This is a genomic window from Bombella mellum, assembly GCF_014048465.1.
In the GTDB taxonomy this organism is placed as follows: domain Bacteria; phylum Pseudomonadota; class Alphaproteobacteria; order Acetobacterales; family Acetobacteraceae; genus Bombella; species Bombella mellum.
Window position 1 is genome coordinate 348,089 of record NZ_PDLY01000001.1, and the last position, 19,680, is coordinate 367,768.

Below are 19,680 nucleotides of genomic sequence, written 5' to 3' on the forward strand. Positions count from 1 at the left end.
GCCTCACCGTGCGTGACGGCGGGCAACGTATAGCGTGATGAAATAGATCAGCAGGCCGCTGGCGGAGAGGATGGCTCCGCCCCAGCCCACGGAGCTGAGGCCCAGCCCGTTTTCCACGAGCATGGCCCCCAGTGAGGCACCGAGGGCGTTGGCGATGTTGAAGGCGGAGTGGTTCAGTGAGGCCGCCAGCGTCTGGGCATCCCCGGCGACATCCATGAGGCGGGCCTGCATGGCCGGGCTGAGGATGACCGTGGCCGCAGGCAGGAAGAAGCAGACGACCAGCATGGCCATGCTGGAGGGGAGGAACAGCCAGAAGGCCAGCATGAAGATGATGCTGGCGATCAGGCTGAAGATGGTCGTGCGGTCCAGGTTCCTGTCGATCATGGCGCCCCCGAAGGAATTGCCTGCGACCATCCCGCAGCCCCAGATGACCTGATAGAGCGTGATCATCCAGTGATTGAGATGTGTCACCTGCCCCAGGGCGGAGGTGAGGAAGGTATAGACGGCGAACATGCCGCCGAAGCCGATGGCCCCGGTCAGCAGGGTCAGCATGACATGGGGATTCCTGAAGGCGGAGAGTTCCGACCGGGCGTTGAGGCCGGCCTGTGGCTGGTCGGCCGGGATGAGGAAGGCGACACCGGCGACGCAGAGAAGCCCCAGGACGGACAGGGCACCATAGATCACCTCCCACGGCACGTACTGGGAGAGAAAGGTGCTGAGGGGCGCACCGATAACGGTGGAGATCATGATGCCGGACAGGACCATGCTGATGGCCCGTCCTCTCCGTGCCCGTTCGACCATGGAGGCCCCCGTCAGGGCGGCGATGCCGAAATAGGCCCCGTGCGGCAGGCCCGTGATGAAGCGCATGATCTCGATGGGCAGGAGGGACGAGAACAGGATGGTGCCGATGTTGCCGATGCAGAAGAGGGCAAGCAGCAGCAGCAGGATGGTGCGGCGGGGGAGGCGTGCCCCGGCGATGGCCATGACGGGGGCACCAACCACGACCCCCAGGGCATAGGCCGAGATGACGGAACTGGCCTGCCCGATTGAAATCCCCAGAGCATGGGAGAAGGCGGGCAGGATGCCCATCATGCCGAATTCCCCCGTACCGATGGTGAAGGTACCCAGCATAAGGGCCGCAATGGCGGGCGCAACACCATGAGGTGGGGTCAGGCGTGGGCCTGTAACCGTTTCGGTCTGCTCCATAAGGGGAGTGCTCCAGTCTGATTGGGAATTCAGGCGGTATAGGAGATAATGCCTGTCTTTTCCAAGATGTTCCGAAATTAAAGCTGCGTCATGGCACGGGGCCGGTTTTTCGCATTTTCTTGACAGGAGGCGGAGGCCTCGTGTAACGGCAGTTCCATTGCCGGGAATGTCGGATGGTCTGGCCGGGATGGTGCGTGCTGTGGCGCAGTGTCCCATGAGGCCCGCAGGCCGTTCCGTTCTCCCAGTGTCGCCACGGTGGCAGGGAGAACCTACCGGTGCAACAAGGGGCTGTCGCACAGGGCCGCCAGCCTGAGAGAATACGGGTCTAACCGATGTCAAAACGTCTTGAGAGCAAGTACAAGATCAACCGCCGCCTCGGCGTCAACCTGTGGGGCCGTGCCAAGTCCCCGGTGAACCGTCGTGAATACGGCCCGGGCCAGCATGGCCAGCGTCGCCGCCAGAAGCCGTCCGACTACTCCATCCAGCTGATGGCCAAGCAGAAGCTGAAGGGCTACTACGGCAACATCAGCGAGAAGCAGTTCCGCCGTTATTATGATGAGGCCGTGCGTCGCAAGGGCGATACCTCCGAGAACCTGATCGGTCTGCTGGAGCGTCGTCTGGATGCCGTCATCTACCGCCTGAAATTCGCCATGACCCCGTTCGCTGCCCGTCAGTTCGTCAGCCACGGTCATGTGCTCGTCAACGGCAAGCGCGTCAACATTCCGTCCTATCTGGTGAAGGAAGGCGACGTGATCGAGGTGCGCGAGAAGTCCAAGCAGCTCGCCATTGTTCTGGATGCCGTCCAGAGCGCAGAGCGTGACGTGCCGGAATATATCGAGGTGGATCATCGCCAGATGAAGGGCACCTTCATCCGTGTTCCGCAGCTTTCCGATGTGCCTTACCCGGTGCAGATGGAACCGAATCTGGTGGTCGAGTTCTACTCCCGCTAAGAGACGGCCTCTGGCTGCATATGGAGACGCCGGGCGGTTCCACCGTCCGGCGTTTGCCGTTTTCCGTGCCCTTTTTTCAGGAAGGCTGACATGTCCGACCCCACCATTGCTGCGGAGATTCCCCGGCGGCGTACCTTTGCCATCATTTCCCATCCTGATGCCGGTAAGACCACACTGACGGAACGCATCCTGCGGGCTGGTGGTGCCATCCAGATGGCCGGGAATGTCCGGGCCAAGGGAGAGCGGCGGCGGACACGGTCGGACTGGATGAGCATTGAGAAGGACCGTGGCATTTCGGTCGTCACCTCGGTGATGACCTTCAATTATGGTGGCTGTGTCTTCAACCTGCTGGACACGCCGGGCCATGAGGACTTCTCTGAGGATACCTACCGCACGCTGACAGCGGTGGACTGCGCCGTGATGGTGATTGATGCCGCCAAGGGCATCGAGGCCCGGACCCGCAAGCTGTTCGAGATCTGCCGTCTGCGGGACATTCCCATCGTCACCTTCATCAACAAGATGGACCGTGAGGCGCAGGACTGTTTCGCCCTGCTGGATGAAATTTCCAGTGCGCTGGCACTGGACGTCTCCCCGGCGACGTGGCCGGTCGGGCGTGCGGCGAAATTTGCCGGCATCTATGACATCCGCACGAAGTCCCTGCATCTGAAGGAAGAGCTGCCTGAAGATGATGAGCGGCTGGCCCAGATGCGGGAAGAGGTGGAGCTGGCCGAGGTGGCCCTTCCTCCTTTTGAGAAGGAGTTTTTCGATGAGGGGCATCTGACACCCGTCTTCTTCGGGTCCGCCATGAAGGAGATTGGCGTGACGGACCTGCTGGATGCCCTGGCCGCCTATGGGCCGCCGCCTCGTGCCCAGTCTTCCGAGACACGGGAGGTGCAGGCGACGGAGGAGAATGTCACGGCCCTGATCTTCAAGATTCAGGCCAACATGGACCCCAATCACCGGGACCGCATGGCGTTTGCCCGTGTCTGCTCCGGGAAGCTGACCCGTGGGATGCGTCTGAAGCATGTGCGCACCGGCAAGCAGTTCGCCCTTCATACGCCGCAGTTCTTCTTCGCCCAGGACCGTCAGCTTGTGGAGGAGGCTTTCGCCGGGGACGTGGTGGGGATTCCCAATCATGGGACACTCCGCATCGGGGACACGCTGACGGATGGCGAGGACCTGCGCTTCACGGGTGTGCCGCATTTTGCGCCGGAAATCCTGCGCCGTGTGCGGCTGGATGATGCCATGAAGGCGAAGAAGCTGCGTCAGGCCCTCGTGGAGCTGGCCGAGGAAGGGGTCGTCCAGCTGTTCCGCCCGCAGGATGGTGCCCCGCCGATCGTGGGCGTGGTGGGGACCCTCCAGCTGGACGTGCTGCAGTCCCGCCTCCAGGCGGAATATAACGTGCCGGTCGGTTTCGAGAGCACGCCTTTCACGCTGGCCCGCTGGGTCACGGGAGACAGGGCCGCCCTGGAGCAGTTCGTGGCCCTCAACCGGAGTGCGATGGCGGACGATCTGGATGGTGACCCGGTCTTCCTTGCCGGTTCGGGCTTCATGATGAACCGGGCCATAGAAATGAACGAGGCCCTGAGCTTCCATGACATCAAGCAGATCGGGATGGCCGGGAAGCCCTGACCTGATCCGGCAGGGACCGTGCAGACATGGAAAAGCCCGGACAGGAGACCGTCTCGGGCTTTTTCGTGATCTATGGAAGCTTCATCTGGATGGAAACGGGGCAGTGATCCGAGAGGGTCAGCTCCTTTCCGACATTGCGGAATGTCATGACCCGCAGGCTGCCCGGAATGAACCATTCACGGGCACGGTTGCCCAGCAGGACGTGGTCGATGAACAGTTCACCACCACGGCGGCAGGGGCTGGTGAATCCGGCCGTGGTCAGCGTCAGGTTGGCGTCACTCTGGAGAGCCTGCATGAGAGGATCGGCCGGGGTCAGTCGACGGTTGAAGTCACCCAGAATGGCAAAGGGTGTGCCGTCATCCAGCCGGTCCAGTATCCAGTCCTCGATGACGTGGAACTGCTGGTAGAGAAGGGAGCAGGCCCGCTTCTTTGCCGTCAGGGGCTGTGCCCAGCATCCTGTCTTGAGATGGACGACCAGAAGCCGCAGGCTGGAGGCTCCCCTGTGCAGCGTGACGTCCATGCCCCCCCTGAGGGGATAATGACGGCCCGGCTGGGGGATGTTCAGGGCCGTGACCTCAGGGTTCATGGTGACGGTCAGTCCTGCATCACGGCGGATGGCCAGACCGACCCGCTGGGTGATGTGGTCGGGCGTGATGTAGAGATCATACTCTTCCGGTGGGAAGACAAGCCGTGCGGCCTCCAGACTGTCCACTTCCTCGAAAGCGAGAACGTCGCTGTGCAGCCTGCTGGCGTAATGACGCAGGGCGGCGAAGTCCGCAGCCGTGCGGGTGGGAGCATCGGCAGGCAGGGCGTGGTCGTTGGCAGGACGGAGCGTCAGCCAGTCCATGTTCCAGCTTGTCAGTTTCAGGCTGGAAGAGGCCTGTGCCCGGGCAGGAAGCAGCATCGCCATGACGAGGAGCAGCGGCAGAAGGAGGCTGGCCGGTCCCGTGGGAAAGGGATGGCATGAAAAACCGCCTGCCCGGGGGGACAGACGGCTTTCGGAAGACGGAACGGACACTCGCTCAGGCCTTGCTGGGCGGATTGTTCTTTCTGAGGATGGAAATGGCGTCCTTGACGGTATGTTCCGTCTTGGTCTCATCATTGAGGATGTAGATGCGCCCTTTCTTGATGTCGTAATACCAGCCCTGCACGTTCAGTTCGTTGCGGGAGAGGGCTTTGGCCACGATGGGATGCGTCTTCAGATGCGTGATCTGCAACCGGACATTGGCTTCTGCGAGGTCACGGACATCCTTGGGGCCGACATCCTCGGCACGGAGGTCACCGATCGTGGCGGCGGCGGCTTCCGCATTGTGCAGCCAGCGGCGGACGGTAGGCATGTCTGCCAGTTTGTCCGGATTTGTGGTCAGATTGATGAGGGCGGACATGGCCCCGCAGTTGGAGTGGCCGCAGATGATGATGTTTTTCACCCCCAGAGCACCGACGGCGTATTCGATGGCGGAGGCCACGGCTCCGACCATGTTGCCATAGGCCGGGACGATGTTGCCGACATTGCGGATGAGGAACAGCTCACCCGGTTCCGTCTGGGTGATCAGGCTCGGGCTGATGCGGCTGTCGGCACAGGTGATGAATAGCGTTGGTGGGTTCTGATCGTAAGCCAGACTCTGGAAGAGATCCTTTTTTTCCGGATACACCTCTTCTTCAAAGGTGCGGACGCCATCAAGGAGTTCCAGAAGAGTGTTACGGTGGAAGACCATACGTTATGTTTCCTGATCAAAGACGCATCATGCGGGGTCATTGCACCCCGGGAGATTACTATGGGCGAGACGGGGGAGCCTGCCCATAAGCTGGACACTAAAAATTTTTTTAATGAGCGTCCAGACAGAAAGCCCTTCCGTCTCATGAAATGTCTTTCATGAATCAGTCCATCAAGGCCAGCCTAGGGTCAGTCCGGCTTCTGACAAGACAAAAGCGTCAGGCCCGCATATCAGGCCTGACGCTTTCCACCAGATCATCGTGTGATGAGGACGGAGGCTGAAGAGTTCAGCCTTCGGCCAGGGTCCTGCGCAGCATGGCGAACACGGCATCGGCAGCCGGTTCGGAGCCACCGGCCTGTGCCATGTCAGGGCGGCCACCGCCGCCTTTGCCGCCCATCAGGGCGGAGGCTTCCCGGGCCAGCTTCACGGCATTGAAGCGGTCCGTCAGGTCCTTGCTGACAGCGATGACGATGCTGCCCCGGTCATTGGCACCGGAGATCAGGGCCACCACGCCGGAGGAGATCTGCTTCAGCAGGCCGTCAGCCAGCCCCTTGAGGTCCTTGGGGCTGACATCCTCAAGGAAGCGGGCCGCCAGCGTGACGCCATTGACGGTCTCGCTGGAGGCGGACCCTTCCCCCGTGGCCAGCTTGTGCTGTAGGGAGGAAATCTGCGCATTGAGAGCCTTGCGTTCTTCCAGCAGGGCGGCAAGACGGGTCGGAGCCTCGGCAGGCGTGACCTTCAGGAGGGCGGCCATTTCGGCCAGCCGTTCCTCACTGGTACGGATGGTCTGCTCGGCAGCCGCCCCGCAGACAGCCTCGATACGGCGAACGCCGGAGGAGACGCCACTTTCGGAGACGATGCGGAACAGGCCGATCTCGCCCAGACGGTTCACATGCGTACCGCCGCAGAGTTCGATGGAGTAGGCTTGGCGGTTCTTCTCATCCTCATTGCCCATGAAGACGACACGGACCTCATCGCCATATTTCTCACCGAAGAGGGCCATGGCACCGCTTTCGATGGCCTGTTCCTGTGTCATCAGGCGGGTTTCGACCGGGCTGTTCTGGCGGATGCGGGCATTCACCTCGGCCTCGATGGTCTTCAGTTCATCCTCCGTCAGCGGACGGGGCTGGCTGATGTCGAATCGCAGACGGTCTGGCGTGTTCAGGCTGCCCTTCTGGGTGACATGTTCACCGATATGGCGGCGCAGGGCCTCATGCAGGAGATGGGTTGCGGAGTGATGCCCCCGCACGGCGGTGCGGCGGGCGTGGTCGATCTCGGCATGGACATCCATGCCCGGCCTGAGCGTGCCTTCCACGATGAGGCCATAATGGACGATCAGGGAGCCGTTCTTCTTCTGCGTGTCAGTGATTTCGATCCGCAGGCCCGGGGCTGTCAGCGTACCATGGTCGCCAACCTGTCCACCGCTTTCCCCATAGAAGGGGGACTGGTTGAGCAGGATGGCGACCTCGTCACCGGCTTTGGCTTCGGCAAGCTCGTCGCTGCCACGGAAGATGGCCTGCACCTGGGCATCGGCGGCCTCGCTCACATAGCCGAGGAACTCCGTGCTGCCGAAGCGGTCACGGGCATCGAACCAGACGGTCTCCACAGCACTGTCACCGGAGCCAACCCAGGCGGCACGGGCACGCTGACGCTGCTCGGCCATGGCACTCTCAAAACCGGCCTCATCGACCTTGTGGCCACGCTCACGCAGCACGTCCTGCGTCAGGTCCAGCGGGAAGCCGAACGTGTCATAGAGTTTGAAGGCCACATCACCGGGCAGCTGACCGTTGCTAGAGAGGCGGCCCATCTCGTCTTCCAGCAGGGCCATGCCACGGCCCAGAAGGGCGGAGAAGCGTTCTTCCTCACCCTTCATGGTTTCGGTGATGAGGGCCTTGTGCTGGTTTAGCTCAGGATAGGCATGGCCCATCTGCTGGATGAGGGCAGGCAGCAGACGGTAGAAGACCGGCTCCTTCGCTCCCATCAGGTGGAGGTGACGCATGGCACGGCGCATGATGCGGCGCAGCACATAGCCACGTCCTTCACGGGAGGGCAGAACACCATCGGAGATGAGGAAGGCGGTGGACCGCAGATGGTCGGCCACCACACGATGACTGGTCTTGAAGCGGCCATCCGCATCCTGTTTCAGCAGGTCGGCAGAGGCCTCGATGAGGGCACGGATCGTGTCCGTGTCGTAATTGTCCTTCTTGCCCTGCATGACGGCGGCGAAACGCTCCAGCCCCATGCCGGTATCAATGGAAGGGTGGGGGAGATTGGTCCGCTTGCCTTCGCCTTCCTCGAAGAACTGCATGAAGACGAGGTTCCAGATCTCGACGAACCGGTCGCCGTCTTCATCAGGGCTGCCCGGAGGGCCACCGGCCACGGAAGGACCGTGATCGTAAAAGATTTCGGAAGACGGACCGCAGGGGCCGGTATCGCCCATGCGCCAGAAATTGTCGGACGTGGCGATGGGGATGATCCTGTCATCCGAGAGGCCAGCGATCTTCTTCCAGAGGGAGGCGGCCTCATGATCGTCCGCATAGACGGTGACGAGCAGCTTCTCGGCAGGGATGTTGAAGCCCTTGGTGAGCAGGTTCCACGCAAATTCGATGACTTCAGCCTTGAAGTAATCTCCGAAGCTGAAATTCCCCATCATTTCAAAGAACGTGTGATGGCGTGCCGTGTAGCCGACATTGTCCAGATCGTTATGCTTCCCGCCGGCCCGGACGACCTTCTGGGCTGTCGTGGCCCGTTTGAAAGGCAGGGTCTCCTGTCCGGTAAAGACGTTCTTGAAAGGGACCATTCCCGCATTGGTGAAGAGCAGGGACGGATCATTCTGCGGAACCAGAGAGGCAGACGGAAGAATGCGGTGCCCGTGAGATTCAAAATACTGGAGGAATTGTGTGCGGATGTCGTTGGTACTGATCATGAGGCTGTAGGTCCGGGTTCCGGAAAAAGAAGAGACAGTCCCCGCTTTCTAGCTGATTTTCCGTCTCTTGGAAATGGAGCCTCATGGAGGGAAACCGGATTACAGGAGAGGCTTCTTTTTGTGGAAGACGAACTGGCTACAGAGCGTGAAATTGATGAACATGCCGCCAGCCGTGCCGCAGAGAAGGGCAATGACCGTATAATGGCGTGTCAGGGGCCAGAGGCTGAAAAGGGCCAGAACGATTCCACGGTTGATGATGAAGCCGGGCAGGTTGGCCAGAACGAAACGGCCCCACTGATGATGGACCTTGTGCCGTTTGCGGCAACAGTCCCGGAATGTCCAGTAACGGTTCAGTATCCAGTTGTTGCTGGAAGCAACGACATAGGCCAGCAGGGCGGCAATACGCAGTCCTACGGCGTGGCGGAAGAGTGACAGGCTTGCCCAGTCCACCAGAAACCCCACGGCCCCGACGATTCCGAAATAGAAAAAACGCTGCATGAGCGGAAGAAACTTCACCAGACTTTTGGGAATGAACTGTTCGATCATATGACGGAATGGGCAGCCAGACAGATAGTTACGGAAAACTCGGCTACTCTAACATAGCTCTGCGTGGGAAAGGTAAAGGTTTGCGGAGAAAACTGGTGCAGCTGTTGCCTTGGACAAAAAAAGGGTGCCCGGAGGCACCCTTTCTTCCGTAACCCCGAGAAGGGTCGGCCGTGATCAGCTGAATTACTTCAGGATGATCTCAACACGACGGTTCTGCGGCTCACGGGTGTTCTTGGCCGTGGCAACCAGCGGGTTGGCATCGCCGTAACCGTGGATGTCGATGGCGGTAGCCGGAACACCCAGACGGACCAGCTCAGCCTTGACGCTGTTGGCACGACGCAGGGACAGACCCATGTTGTACTTCTCACCGCGCGGACCCGGATGAGCAGCGGAGTTGTCGGTGTAACCGTTAACTTCGATGCGTGTCGTCTGCACGTGCGTGGAAGCCTGGGCAGCCTGGGCAACGATGTCGCGGGCACGGCCTGTCAGAGTGGACTTATCCCAGTCGAAGAAGACGAGGTAAGTACGGGCAGCCTGAGCCGGCGGCGGAACGATGACATGCGGAGCCGGCGGCGGCGGCGGCGGAGCATTGTTGAATGCATAACGCAGGCCGAGCATGAACTGGTGCGTGTAGCGCGTGTTGAAGCTCACGCGGTCGCCCTTGCCATGGTTCTCGTTGTTGTTATGCAGGTACTGACGGCCGCTGGTCACGCCGCTCATGGAGCCCGTCTGGCCCATGAAGCGATACTGCGTGGTCAGAGCCAGGCCAGGAACGCCCGGGATGTCGTAGGCGGCACCAGCGATGAACTGAGCAGCGAAACCACCCTGGGTGTTGTTGAAGTTCGGGTCAGGACGGCCCGTGCTGCGGTTGTAGACCCTGCGATAACGCTGCCACATGTAACCGGCACCGATACCGACGAACGGCGTGACCGGAACATCGTTCAGGCCGAACATGCCGAGATCGATGTCATACAGCACGTTGGCGAACCCGCCCCAGCCTTCGCTCTTGCCGTGAGCCTTGCGGTTGCCGCCAGCGGCAAAGGCACCGCCCAGACGGGTGATGTGCGTCTGGTTGTAGGTACCCTCGATCTCGAGGCGCAGGCCGTTACCGAAGCCGTAACCGGTGGAGAGGTAGCCGTTGAAGCCGGTGCCGGAGTGGGCGTTGCCACCGATGCCACGGCCGTGGGAGGTACCCGGGTTACCCTGGCGGAACTGCTGATGCTGAACCAGGTTGTAACCGCCTGCCATGTCGACATACGGGCCGGTGATCGTGCTGGCCATGGCGAATGACGGCAGAGCCACCATCGAGGTCATGGCGAGAAGTGCATTACGAATACGCATTTACTTCCTCAGTCCTTAATTCTGTATACTTACGGCCATTACGGTTGGCGGGCGTCGGAACGATCACCGTGTTGAGCCAGCGCGGCCGATAACTGAGATGTAATGGAAACGAGGCATGAAGTTAAGTGGTTTTCCGTCCGTTCATGGAGATGGACCGACCACTGTGACCAATAGAACACATAAGCTTCATTTGGGCCAGAAGAAGGCAGGATTTACGGGGCGAAACCTTCATCAAGAAGCAGGGCACGGACATCGTTCGTGGCGACGTCCCGGCAGGTGAAAGCCATGCCAATTCTGCGGAGCAGGACGAACGTGATCTTCCCGTCACGCATTTTCTTGTCCCGTTTCATGTGAGACAGCAGGGTCTCAGTGCTGAGCCTGTGGGGCAGGTCCGTAGCCCCGACGGGCATGTCCAGCGCATGGAGGTGGGCGTCCAGACGGGCGAGGTCCTCCGCCGGTGCCAGTCCCAGCCGGACGGACAGGGCCAGTGCCATGTGCAGGCCCATGGAGACGGCCTCCCCATGCAAGAGACGGCCGTCATAATGGAACTCGGCCTCAAAGGCATGGGCGAAGGTATGGCCCAGATTGAGCAGGGCACGTCCGCCGGAGCTGGCCTGCTCCCGCTCATCCTCCTGCACGACTCCGGCCTTGAAGGCGCAGGCACGGCGGACGGCCTCGCCCAGTGCCTCGGCCTGTCCGTCCAGTACCGCCTGTCCGTTCCGTTCGCACCAGGCAAACAGGTCTGCATCGGCGATCAGGCCGGACTTCACGATCTCCGCATAGCCGGCCACGAGCTGGCGGCGGGGCAGGGTGCCGAGGGCGGCCGTGTCGGCCAGAACGAGACGGGGCTGCCAGAAGGCTCCGATGAGATTTTTCCCGGCCATGGCATTGATGCCCGTCTTCCCGCCAACGGAGCTGTCCACTTGGGCAAGCAGGGTTGTGGGAATCTGGATGAACGGGATGCCCCGGAGGGCCGTGGCCGCCACGAAACCGGCAAGGTCCCCGATAACGCCACCCCCGAGGGCGATGATGGTGCTTCCCCGTTCGATTCCGTGGGTCAGAATCTCCTCCATGACGGCCTCGAAGCGGGAGAAGGACTTGCTGCCTTCCCCGGCCGGGACGGTGATGGTGTGGAAACGGATTCCGGCCCGGCGGAAACTGTCCTCCAGCGTGGGCAGGTGCAGCCCGGCCACGGTGTCGTCCGTCAGGATGATGGCCTGGCCGTTGGGGAGGTGTGGCCTGATCCGCAGTCCGGCATCTTCCAGAAGGTGATTACCGATGAGGACTTCATAGCTGTGGCCGACGAGCGAAACCGGAACGTGATGGGGCAGTGTCGTGCTGGCGAGTGTTTCGGTGATGGTCCGGGTGGCCTGTTCCACGCTTTCGTCTCCACAGTCGATGATGATGTCGGCTTCGGCATAGCGTGGATAGCGTTCCGAAGCGAGGCGGTGCAGGGTGTCTTCCGGGTTCCCCTGTGCCAGAAGGGGGCGGCCGCTGCGGTTGCCGAGCAGCCGCCGGAGCAGGACGGGCATGGGGACGTGCAGCCAGATGGTGCAGACGTCCGCCCTCCTGTGGATGAGGGAACGGGTCTGGGGGTGCATCCAGGCTCCGCCGCCCGTGGCCAGGATGCAGGGGCCTCCCCTGAGCAGGCGGCGGATGACCCGGTGTTCTCCCGCCCGGAAATGGGCCTCGCCATGCTGGGCAAAGATTTCGGGAATGCTCTGGCGGCAGGCCTTCTCGATCTCGGCATCGGTGTCGATGAACGGGATGCCATAATGCTGCGCCAGCAGTCGGCCGAGCGTGGTCTTGCCGGCTCCCATGAGGCCGACAAGGACGATGATGTGGAAGGGCGGCCCGGCAGGCTGCATGGAAGGGGAAGAAGAAAGGGACATGCCGTTCTCCTATCACGGGCCGGGGGGTGGGGGTAGGCCTCCCGTCATTCCGGCCCGCAGTGGCGGGAAGGGGGAGAGAAGAGGGTTTTTAAAAGTGGCGTATCCTTCTATAAGCGGGGCGTATCCTTTGGTATGGAGCCGTATCTATGAAACCCATTGTCCGTTTGGCACTGGTCCTGCTGGTTCTCGTGGTCTTGGCCGGGGGTGGGTATCTCCTTACCGCCCATGGGGAGCAGCCACCGGCCCCGGTGATGGTCCATCATGACCTGACGCCGCAGGTCGTGGCTCCTGCCGGTCCGTCCCAGAATGCCGGTGCCAGCCTGCCGGAACTGCCGCCGGTCGGGGGGCACTGAGGGAGCGGACGGCGCATGACGGACCAGCATGTGAAGGCCGCACGGGCTCCCGTGGAATCCGTGGCCCTGATTGATGCGTTCCTCGAGACGATGGTGGCCGAGCGGGGTGCGGCGGAACGGACCCGTCTGGCCTACAGGGCCGATCTTGAGGATTTTGCCCGGTGGTGTGCTCCCCTGTCGCTGGCGGATGTGGGCCGCAGCAAGGTGCAGGCCTATTTCGCCGATCAGGGCCGGGCGGGGATTTCGGCCCGCACGCAGGCCCGCCGTCTGTCCTGCTTCAAGCAGTTTGCCCGTTTCATGCTTCAGATGGGCGTGCGTGCTGACGAGCTGACAGCCGGGCAGGTATCGCCACGATATCACAGCGGTCTGCCTCATCCCCTGAGTGAGGAGGAGGTCCGGCGGCTGCTGGACAAGGGGACCAGTGGCCATGCGGACCTGCGGCGGGACCTGCTCTCCCGTGTTGCGCTGGAGATGCTCTACACGACCGGCCTGCGCATCAGCGAGCTGCTGAGTCTGCCGGCGACCTGCGTGCGGCACAGGGGCGGGATGCTGCCCGTGCGGGGGAAAGGCGGACGGGAACGGCTCGTGCCGTTTTCCAGCGCAGCCCGGGAGGCGGCTGAGGCCCTGCTGGCCTATGACGCCATTCTGGACAGCCCCTGGCTGTTCCCCGGGAGGGACCCCAGGAAGCCGCTGACCCGGCAGGGATTCGACAAGATACTCTATGCCTGTGCCGTCAAGGCGGGGCTGGACCCGCAGCGGGTCAGCCCGCATGTGCTGCGCCATTCCTTTGCGACACATCTCCTGAACCGGGGGGCGGACCTGCGTGCCCTTCAGGTGCTGCTGGGCCATGCGGACATCACGACGACACAGATCTACACGCAGGTGATGACGGAGCGGCTGAAAGAGGCTGTCCGGCAGCATCATCCCATGGGCAGGGATGGTGAGGCGGGGGAGCCTGAAGCGCAGGGGTGAGGGATCGGGGCGTGTTTTCGCCCTGAATGATGAAATTAGGGCTGTCTTGTGGCCCGTTTGCGTGCTATCGGGCGGATTATGCGCCAGTTCCTAGATTTTGAAAAATCGGTTGCCGAGCTTGAGACCAAGATCGGTGAGCTTCGTCAGGTTGGTCGCCAGGATGATGGCGCTGGTCTGGATGGTCTGAATATTGATGACGAGATGGCCCGTCTCTCGGAGAAGGCGGACAAGCAGCTCCGCAGTCTCTACAGCAAGCTGACACCGTTGCAGAAGGTGCAGGTGGCCCGTCATGCCCAGCGGCCCCATGCACTGGATTACATCGAATCCCTGATGACAGAGTACACGCCCCTTGCTGGGGACCGTGTGTTTGGTGACGATCAGGCCCTCATTGGCGGGGTGGCCCGCTTCCGTGGCCAGCCGGTCATGGTGATCGGGACGGAGCGTGGCTCCGACACGGAGAGCCGTCTGCGTCACAATTTTGGCATGGCCCGCCCCGAGGGCTACCGCAAGGCCCAGCGTCTGATGCGCATGGCCGAACGGTTCGGCCTGCCGATCCTGACTTTCGTGGATACGGCTGGTGCCTGGCCGGGGATTGATGCCGAGGCCCGTGGACAGGCGGAAGCGATCGCCCGGGCGATCGACACCTGCCTCCAGGTCAAGGTGCCGCTGATCGCCACCGTGATCGGTGAGGGCGGGTCCGGTGGGGCCATTGCCATTGCCGCCGGTGACCGTGTCCTCATGCTGGAACACGCCATCTATTCCGTGATTTCACCGGAGGCGGCCGCCTCCATTCTCTGGCGTGACCCCAAGATGTCCCCCACGGCCGCCGAATCCCTGAAGCTGACCGCCCAGGACCTGAAGAAGCTTGGCCTGATAGATCACATCGTCGATGAGCCTGTTGGTGGTGCCCAGCGTATGCCTGCCGAGGCCATCAACCGTGTCGGGGAGGCCATTGCTGCGGAACTGGCCACCGTGCAGGCCATTCCGAAGGAAAGCCTCCTCCTGCGCCGCCGGGAGCGGTATCTGGAGATGACACGGGCCAGCTAGGAGCTTTGGCTCTGCCACGTGCTGAAAGAAGGCCGCTTTCTTCCGGGTGAAGGGCGGCCTTCTTTCATTACGGGGTGCGTGGCGGGTCTCCTTCCACGGGAGTGAAGCCCAGCTCGTGGAAGAGACGTTTCAGAGTCTCTCCCGCCCGGGTGACGGCTTCGGCGTCATAGCCTTTGGCCACCAGGGCGACGCCCCGTTTCTGTCCGTCCTCGAAGGGGTATGAGCCGATGTCCAGCATGGGGAAATCGTGCTGGATGGCCGTGAGTGTCTCGGCGAGATCACCCTCATAGATGTCATGGGCGTACCAGCTGGTGCTGGTCAGGGGAGTTCCGGCCTCCAGCCGGGGGGCCAGCCAGTCGATCATGGCCTGGAAGATGCGGGGAACCCCTGCCATGACATGCACGTTTCCCAGAGAAAAACCGGGAGCCGTCGAGACGCTGTTCCTGATGGGAGTCGCCCCCTCGGGCAGCCAGGCCATGCGCTGGCGGGCCTTGTTGAACTCGCCCGCCGGGAAGAGGGCCTCCAGCTGGCGGAAACTGTCCTCATGGCATGTCAGCGGCACGCCGAATGCCTCGGCCACGCAGGCGGCGGTGATGTCGTCATGTGTCGGGCCGATTCCGCCGCTGGTGAAGAGCAGGTCGAACCGTGCCCGGCAGTCATTGACCGTGGAAATGATGTGGTCGGGGATGTCGGGAATGACACGGACCTCCATCAGCCGGATGCCACGGCCATTCAGGGCGTGGGCAAGCACCTGGATGTTGGCATCCCGGGTGCGGCCGGAAAGTATTTCGTTGCCTATGACGAGAAAACAGGCGGTGCGGGGAGCCATGATCCTGCAATTACCTTATGATGGCCGCAACGCTGTCTGGTGCGGGCGGTGAAACTGGAGCATTCTTCCGTTATTATATGGAAGAGTGTGCCCCTTAAAAAGGAGAGATGCCTGTGGAGCTGAAACATCATGAGCCAGTATGTCTGTCAGATTTCCGGGCAGTGCTCGGTGAAGGGCCGGTCTGGATCGAGGCGGAGAATTCCTTCTACTTTGTCGACATCGTGAGCTGTCGCATCCACCGCTACTGCCTTCAGGATGGCAGCCTGCGCAGCTGGGAGGCCCCCAACCGGACAGGGTTTCTCCTGCCTGCCAGTGATGGCACGTTCCTTGCCGGTCTGCCGGATGGCCTGCACCGTTTTGACGTGAAGACGGGTTATTTCGAACATGCCTGCATGGTCGAGACGGAAGATGAGGGAAACCGTCTGAACGATGGCTGCGTGGACCAGAAGGGACGCATATGGTTCGGCACGATGGATGACGGGGAAAGCCGGGACAGCGGTTCCCTCTACCGGGTCGAGCACCGCAATGGCCAGCTCAGCGTGTCACACTGGGACAGTGGCTACATCGTGTCCAACGGTCCTGCCGTCTCGCCCTGCGGGAAGGTGCTCTATGCCTGCGACAGCCCCCAGAAGCATATTTATGCCTTCGACATTCAGGATGATGGCAGCCTGACAGGCAAGCGGGTGTTTGCGACCCTGGAGAAGGGCTATCCTGATGGCGTGGTGACGGACAGCGAGGGGAATGTCTGGAGCGGCACCTGGGCCGGTGGCCAGATCACCCGTTTCCGGCCTGATGGTACACCGATGGAGCCGATAGCCCTGCCCGTGTCCAATGTCACGAAGATCGCCTTTGGTGGTGCCGATTGCAGGACCGTCTTCGTGACGACAGCCCGCAAGGGGCTGAGCGAGGAGGAGCTGGAGGCACAGCCACAGGCGGGTGGCATCTTTGCGTTCCGCACGGATGTTGCGGGCAACCCGCAGCACAGTTTCGTGCTGGATGCTGACTGACCGTCAGAGGAAGGGAGGCCTTTCGGCCTCCTTCCGTTTCGGGCCGTCAGCCCAGAAGGGCCTGTATCTGGGGGACGAGCGGGGCATCCGCCTTGGGCATGGGGTAGTCCCCCAGCTCGGAGGCAGGAACCCAGGCCAGTGTCTGGCCCTCCCGGCCTACAGGTTCATTTTCCCAGTCCCGCACGAGATATAGTATCATCAGCAGGTGGAAGGTGGCGCAGTTTTCACTGACGAAGGTGAAAGGCTTCAGTTTTTCCGGCCGGACGGTGATGCCCAGCTCCTCATCCAGCTCCCGGACCAAGGCTGCCTCGGGCGATTCTGGCACTTCCACCTTTCCCCCGGGGAACTCCCACAGTCCTGCGAATGTCTTGCCTTCCGGCCTCTGGGCCAGCAGGATGGCTCCGTCGTTCCGGATGAGGATGGCTGCCGTGACAAGCAGCGTATGGGGGCGAAATGGCGTGGTCACGAAATACTCCGCATGATTGGCCCGTGATGTGGGGATTGTCCGCCAGAAATGCGCTTTTTATGCCACAGGGGAAAGAGGAAAATTCAAAAAAACACCCCGGACCTTTGCGAGGACAGGTGTGCCCGGTAGGTAGTCCGTCATACCGTGAATGGATAGCTGCCCTGACAGGAACACAGTCTGTCATGGTTTCCTGTCATGTGCCGAGACGATGGGAGTGTCAGACACTTTGCGCCGCCACCTTCTTCTATCCTCTGCTGCCGTTTTTCTGGGAATGGGTAGTGGAGTTGCCTTTGCCCAGCCCCGATCACAGAACCTGCCAGCAGTCACCAAGACGGCAGCAGGGAAGCCTGCCGCTGCCCGTCATGGTGCCGGTGCGGTGGTTCACAGGTCCAGTGCCCACAGAGGGGTGGCGGCTACACCAGTCAGGGATGGCAGCAGGGCAGCGACAGCAGGGGGCGGTGCAGGGCGTGTGAAGGTGGCCAGCCACCACAGGCCGAAATATGTGTCCGCTCATGGGGTGCAGAGCCTGTCCGTCCATGCCTCGCATGTCAGCCGGGCGGCGGAACTGGTTGTACCGAAAAGCGTGATGAAGGAATATGTGCCCGGGACCAGCCCCTACAAGGCACTGGACCGTATGCCGGGCGTGAGCTTTACCTCCACGGATCCGTTTGGAATCGACAGTTTCGGGGCGAATCTGTACGTCCGTGGCTTCTTCATGAACCAGCTGGGCGTGACGCTGGATGGCATTCCCCTGAATGACCAGACCTACCAGTCCGTCAATGGTCTGAGCCTTGCCTCGGCCATCATTCCTGATGACATCGGCAGCATGACGATGTCGCAGGGCGGAGGTGGCGTGGACGTGCCGTCCACCAACACGCTGGGCGGGACCATCCGTTTCACCTCCAGCGATCCGTCCGACAGGCTGGGGGGCAAGGTCAGCCAGGCCTTTGGCAGTTATGGGTCTTATCGCACCTATGCCCGGTTTGACTCCGGCCGCCTGAATGAATCCGGCACGAAATTCTACACCTCCTATGCCCGTACGGATGAAGGCATGTGGGAGGGGAAGGGGGACCAGTTCCTTCAGCAGGTCAATGCCAAGCTGGTGCAGCCGCTTGGCGAGCGCAGCAGGGTTTCGGCCTTCTTCGACTGGACGGACCTTCAGCAGCAGAACTATCCGGACCTCTCACTGGGGATGATCAACAATCTGGGCTGGCGTGTCCCGCATCTCTACCCGGATTACGGCAGGGCCTATCAGTGGGCGCAGCAATGCAATAACAGCCCGAACAATTTCATGGCCTATCCGGGGTCCAACGGGCAGGTGAATGCCTGTCAGATGCCCTATTATGACGGTGGGCAGCATGAGACCAATTTTCTGGGTGGTCTGAATCTTGATCTTGCCCTGACGGACCATCTGACATGGCACACCACGGTCTATGGTCACGCCCAGTCCGGCAATTACAGCTACACGGCTGCCGCATCCGCCGCTTCGGAGGACCCGGACCTTCAGGTCGCCACGCCGAATGGCGTGCCGCTCTATCAGGAAGTCTGGAAGAACAGCCAGCAGCGTTTCGGCATCAACAGCAGTCTGGACTATCGCTGGGGGCATCACAGGATCAACACGGGTGTCTGGTACGAGAACAACAACCAGACCGCCGGGCTTTACAATTATCTGGAGCCGGAGCTGGGGGCGGGTGCGCCCGTCAAGGCGGTCGGGCCTTACAATGTGTATGGGCCGGCCGACCGGGTCTATAATTTCAGATGGCGCACCAATGTGGTGCAGACCCACCTTCAGGACACTTACACCATCCTCAAGGGGCTGACGCTGACAGCGGGCTTCCGCTCCCTGATTTCCCAGACATCCGGTGGCGGTCATGAGAATGACGACTCATGGGCGGCTCTGGATGCCGGTGGCCTGCCCTCCGGCTCCCTTCATGCCACGGGAGCTTTCCTGCCCCATTTCAATCTGGACTGGCGTCTGAACCGGCAGAACGAGTTCTACATCGATGTCTCCAAGAACATGCGGGCCTATGAGGTTTCTGGCACGGGTGTGGCCAATTCGCTGTTCTCCGTGCCCAACCAGCAGGAGTTCCTGCGGCAGAAGGCGCAGACCAAACCGGCCCGGGCCTGGACCTACATGGGGGGGTATCGTTTCACGTCCTCCATCGTGCAGCTGGATGCGACCGTCTATCATTCCACCCTGATGCACGAGCTTCTGGCTGGGGCACGGGGAACGATGTTCAATCCGATTTCTGAAGAATTCGATTTCGGGCGCATTTCCATGACGGGGGCCAATGGCAGCGTGTCCGTCCGTCCCCTGCCGGGGCTGATCATCACCAATACGCTCAGTTACAACAAGGGCACCTATGACCGGAACGTGACCTCCAGTGCCGGGAATTATTACCCGCTGAAGGGCAAGAACATCGTCAATTACCCGGCATGGATGTACAAGGCTTCCATTGCCTATACATGGCGTGGGCTGAATGCGCATTTTGATGCCAACTATTTTGGCAGGCGATATTACAGCTTCATGAACGACACCTCAATCGGCAGCTACTGGCTGGCCAATACGGGGGTGACTTATACGTTCAGGAAACTGGCAGGCGTGCGGGACCTGACGGTCAGCTTCAACGTCTACAACCTGTTCAACAACAAATATGTCGCCATGATGGGTGAGAACAACAACCCGCCCGTGGGGGACTATCAGTCCCTGGAGCGTGGAGCGACACGGGAATATTTCGGAACGATCAGTGCAGCCTTCTGACTGGTCCGCAGCATGAAGAACGGCCCGCTCTGGTTTC

At 61.4% G+C, this 19,680-nt stretch carries 15 protein-coding genes and 1 pseudogene; 7 read left to right on the forward strand and 9 right to left on the reverse strand.

The genetic code is table 11. The features are described 5' to 3' along the window. Nucleotides 1-3: 3 nt before the first annotated feature. Nucleotides 4-1,206 carry an MFS transporter gene (locus CPA56_RS01500; RefSeq protein WP_182040274.1) on the reverse strand — a complete coding sequence of 401 codons (1,203 nt, stop codon included), beginning with the start codon at nt 1,204-1,206 and terminating at the stop codon, nt 4-6. 332 nt (nt 1,207-1,538) lie between these two features. On the opposite strand from CPA56_RS01500, the gene rpsD reads away from it, so the two are divergent. Together rpsD and CPA56_RS01510 are read left to right on the forward strand one after the other, a co-directional pair. Further along, nucleotides 1,539-2,156: a 30S ribosomal protein S4 gene (rpsD, locus tag CPA56_RS01505; RefSeq protein ID WP_182040275.1), complete on the forward strand. Its 618-nt coding sequence runs from the start codon at nt 1,539-1,541 to the stop codon at nt 2,154-2,156. A 90-nt stretch (nt 2,157-2,246) separates the two neighbouring features. Beyond that, nucleotides 2,247-3,788 (forward strand): peptide chain release factor 3, encoded by a 1,542-nt coding sequence (locus CPA56_RS01510; RefSeq protein WP_182040276.1) that lies wholly within the window; start codon nt 2,247-2,249, stop codon nt 3,786-3,788. Between the two features lie 70 nt (nt 3,789-3,858). On the opposite strand, the gene CPA56_RS01515 is transcribed toward CPA56_RS01510, so the two are convergent. The 6 genes from CPA56_RS01515 to aroB all read right to left on the reverse strand — a co-directional run bounded on the left by CPA56_RS01515 (nt 3,859) and on the right by aroB (nt 12,208). Next, nucleotides 3,859-4,806, reverse strand: a complete 948-nt coding sequence (locus tag CPA56_RS01515) for an endonuclease/exonuclease/phosphatase family protein (protein WP_326831280.1) — start codon at nt 4,804-4,806, stop codon at nt 3,859-3,861. A 4-nt stretch (nt 4,807-4,810) separates the two neighbouring features. Then, nucleotides 4,811-5,503: a carbonic anhydrase gene (locus CPA56_RS01520; RefSeq protein ID WP_182040277.1), complete on the reverse strand. Its 693-nt coding sequence runs from the start codon at nt 5,501-5,503 to the stop codon at nt 4,811-4,813. Nucleotides 5,504-5,789: 286 nt separating this feature from the next. After that, a complete protein-coding gene (alaS, locus tag CPA56_RS01525) occupies nt 5,790-8,429 on the reverse strand; it encodes an alanine--tRNA ligase (protein ID WP_182040278.1) in 2,640 nt (879 codons plus the stop codon). A 99-nt stretch (nt 8,430-8,528) separates the two neighbouring features. Beyond that, a complete protein-coding gene (locus tag CPA56_RS01530; RefSeq protein ID WP_182040279.1) occupies nt 8,529-8,975 on the reverse strand; it encodes a GtrA family protein in 447 nt (148 codons plus the stop codon). Between the two features lie 183 nt (nt 8,976-9,158). Then, entirely contained in the window at nt 9,159-10,316 is a 1,158-nt protein-coding gene (locus CPA56_RS01535) for an OmpA family protein (RefSeq protein WP_182040280.1), read from the reverse strand. Between the two features lie 212 nt (nt 10,317-10,528). Next, a complete protein-coding gene (gene aroB, locus CPA56_RS01540; protein WP_182040281.1) occupies nt 10,529-12,208 on the reverse strand; it encodes a 3-dehydroquinate synthase in 1,680 nt (559 codons plus the stop codon). A 146-nt stretch (nt 12,209-12,354) separates the two neighbouring features. On the opposite strand from aroB, the gene CPA56_RS01545 reads away from it, so the two are divergent. The 3 genes from CPA56_RS01545 to CPA56_RS01555 all read left to right on the forward strand — a co-directional run bounded on the left by CPA56_RS01545 (nt 12,355) and on the right by CPA56_RS01555 (nt 14,580). Further along, on the forward strand, nt 12,355-12,561 hold the full coding sequence (locus CPA56_RS01545; RefSeq protein WP_182040282.1) for a hypothetical protein: 207 nt from the start codon (nt 12,355-12,357) through the stop codon (nt 12,559-12,561). A 15-nt stretch (nt 12,562-12,576) separates the two neighbouring features. Further along, nucleotides 12,577-13,533, forward strand: coding sequence for a tyrosine recombinase (locus CPA56_RS01550; RefSeq protein ID WP_182040283.1), 957 nt, complete (start codon nt 12,577-12,579; stop codon nt 13,531-13,533). A gap of 78 nt (nt 13,534-13,611) precedes the next feature. After that, nucleotides 13,612-14,580 carry an acetyl-CoA carboxylase carboxyltransferase subunit alpha gene (locus CPA56_RS01555; protein WP_182040284.1) on the forward strand — a complete coding sequence of 323 codons (969 nt, stop codon included), beginning with the start codon at nt 13,612-13,614 and terminating at the stop codon, nt 14,578-14,580. 67 nt (nt 14,581-14,647) lie between these two features. On the opposite strand, the gene CPA56_RS01560 is transcribed toward CPA56_RS01555, so the two are convergent. Continuing rightward, nucleotides 14,648-15,409 (reverse strand): competence/damage-inducible protein A, encoded by a 762-nt coding sequence (locus tag CPA56_RS01560; RefSeq protein WP_182040285.1) that lies wholly within the window; start codon nt 15,407-15,409, stop codon nt 14,648-14,650. A 113-nt stretch (nt 15,410-15,522) separates the two neighbouring features. Here CPA56_RS01560 and CPA56_RS01565 point away from each other — a divergent pair, with 113 nt between their 5' ends. Next, the gene (locus CPA56_RS01565; RefSeq protein ID WP_326831281.1) at nt 15,523-16,416 is read left to right on the forward strand and encodes an SMP-30/gluconolactonase/LRE family protein; all 894 of its coding nucleotides are present in this window, start codon (nt 15,523-15,525) and stop codon (nt 16,414-16,416) included. Nucleotides 16,417-16,462: 46 nt separating this feature from the next. Here the strand turns inward: CPA56_RS01565 and mutT are convergent. Then, a pseudogene (mutT, locus tag CPA56_RS01570) lies at nt 16,463-16,867 on the reverse strand (8-oxo-dGTP diphosphatase MutT); the annotation flags it as partial. A gap of 223 nt (nt 16,868-17,090) precedes the next feature. Between mutT and CPA56_RS01575 the strand changes: the two are divergent. Beyond that, complete coding sequence (locus tag CPA56_RS01575) at nt 17,091-19,643, forward strand: TonB-dependent receptor (protein WP_407645625.1); 2,553 nt, start codon at nt 17,091-17,093, stop codon at nt 19,641-19,643. The last annotated feature ends 37 nt before the right edge of the window (nt 19,644-19,680 follow it).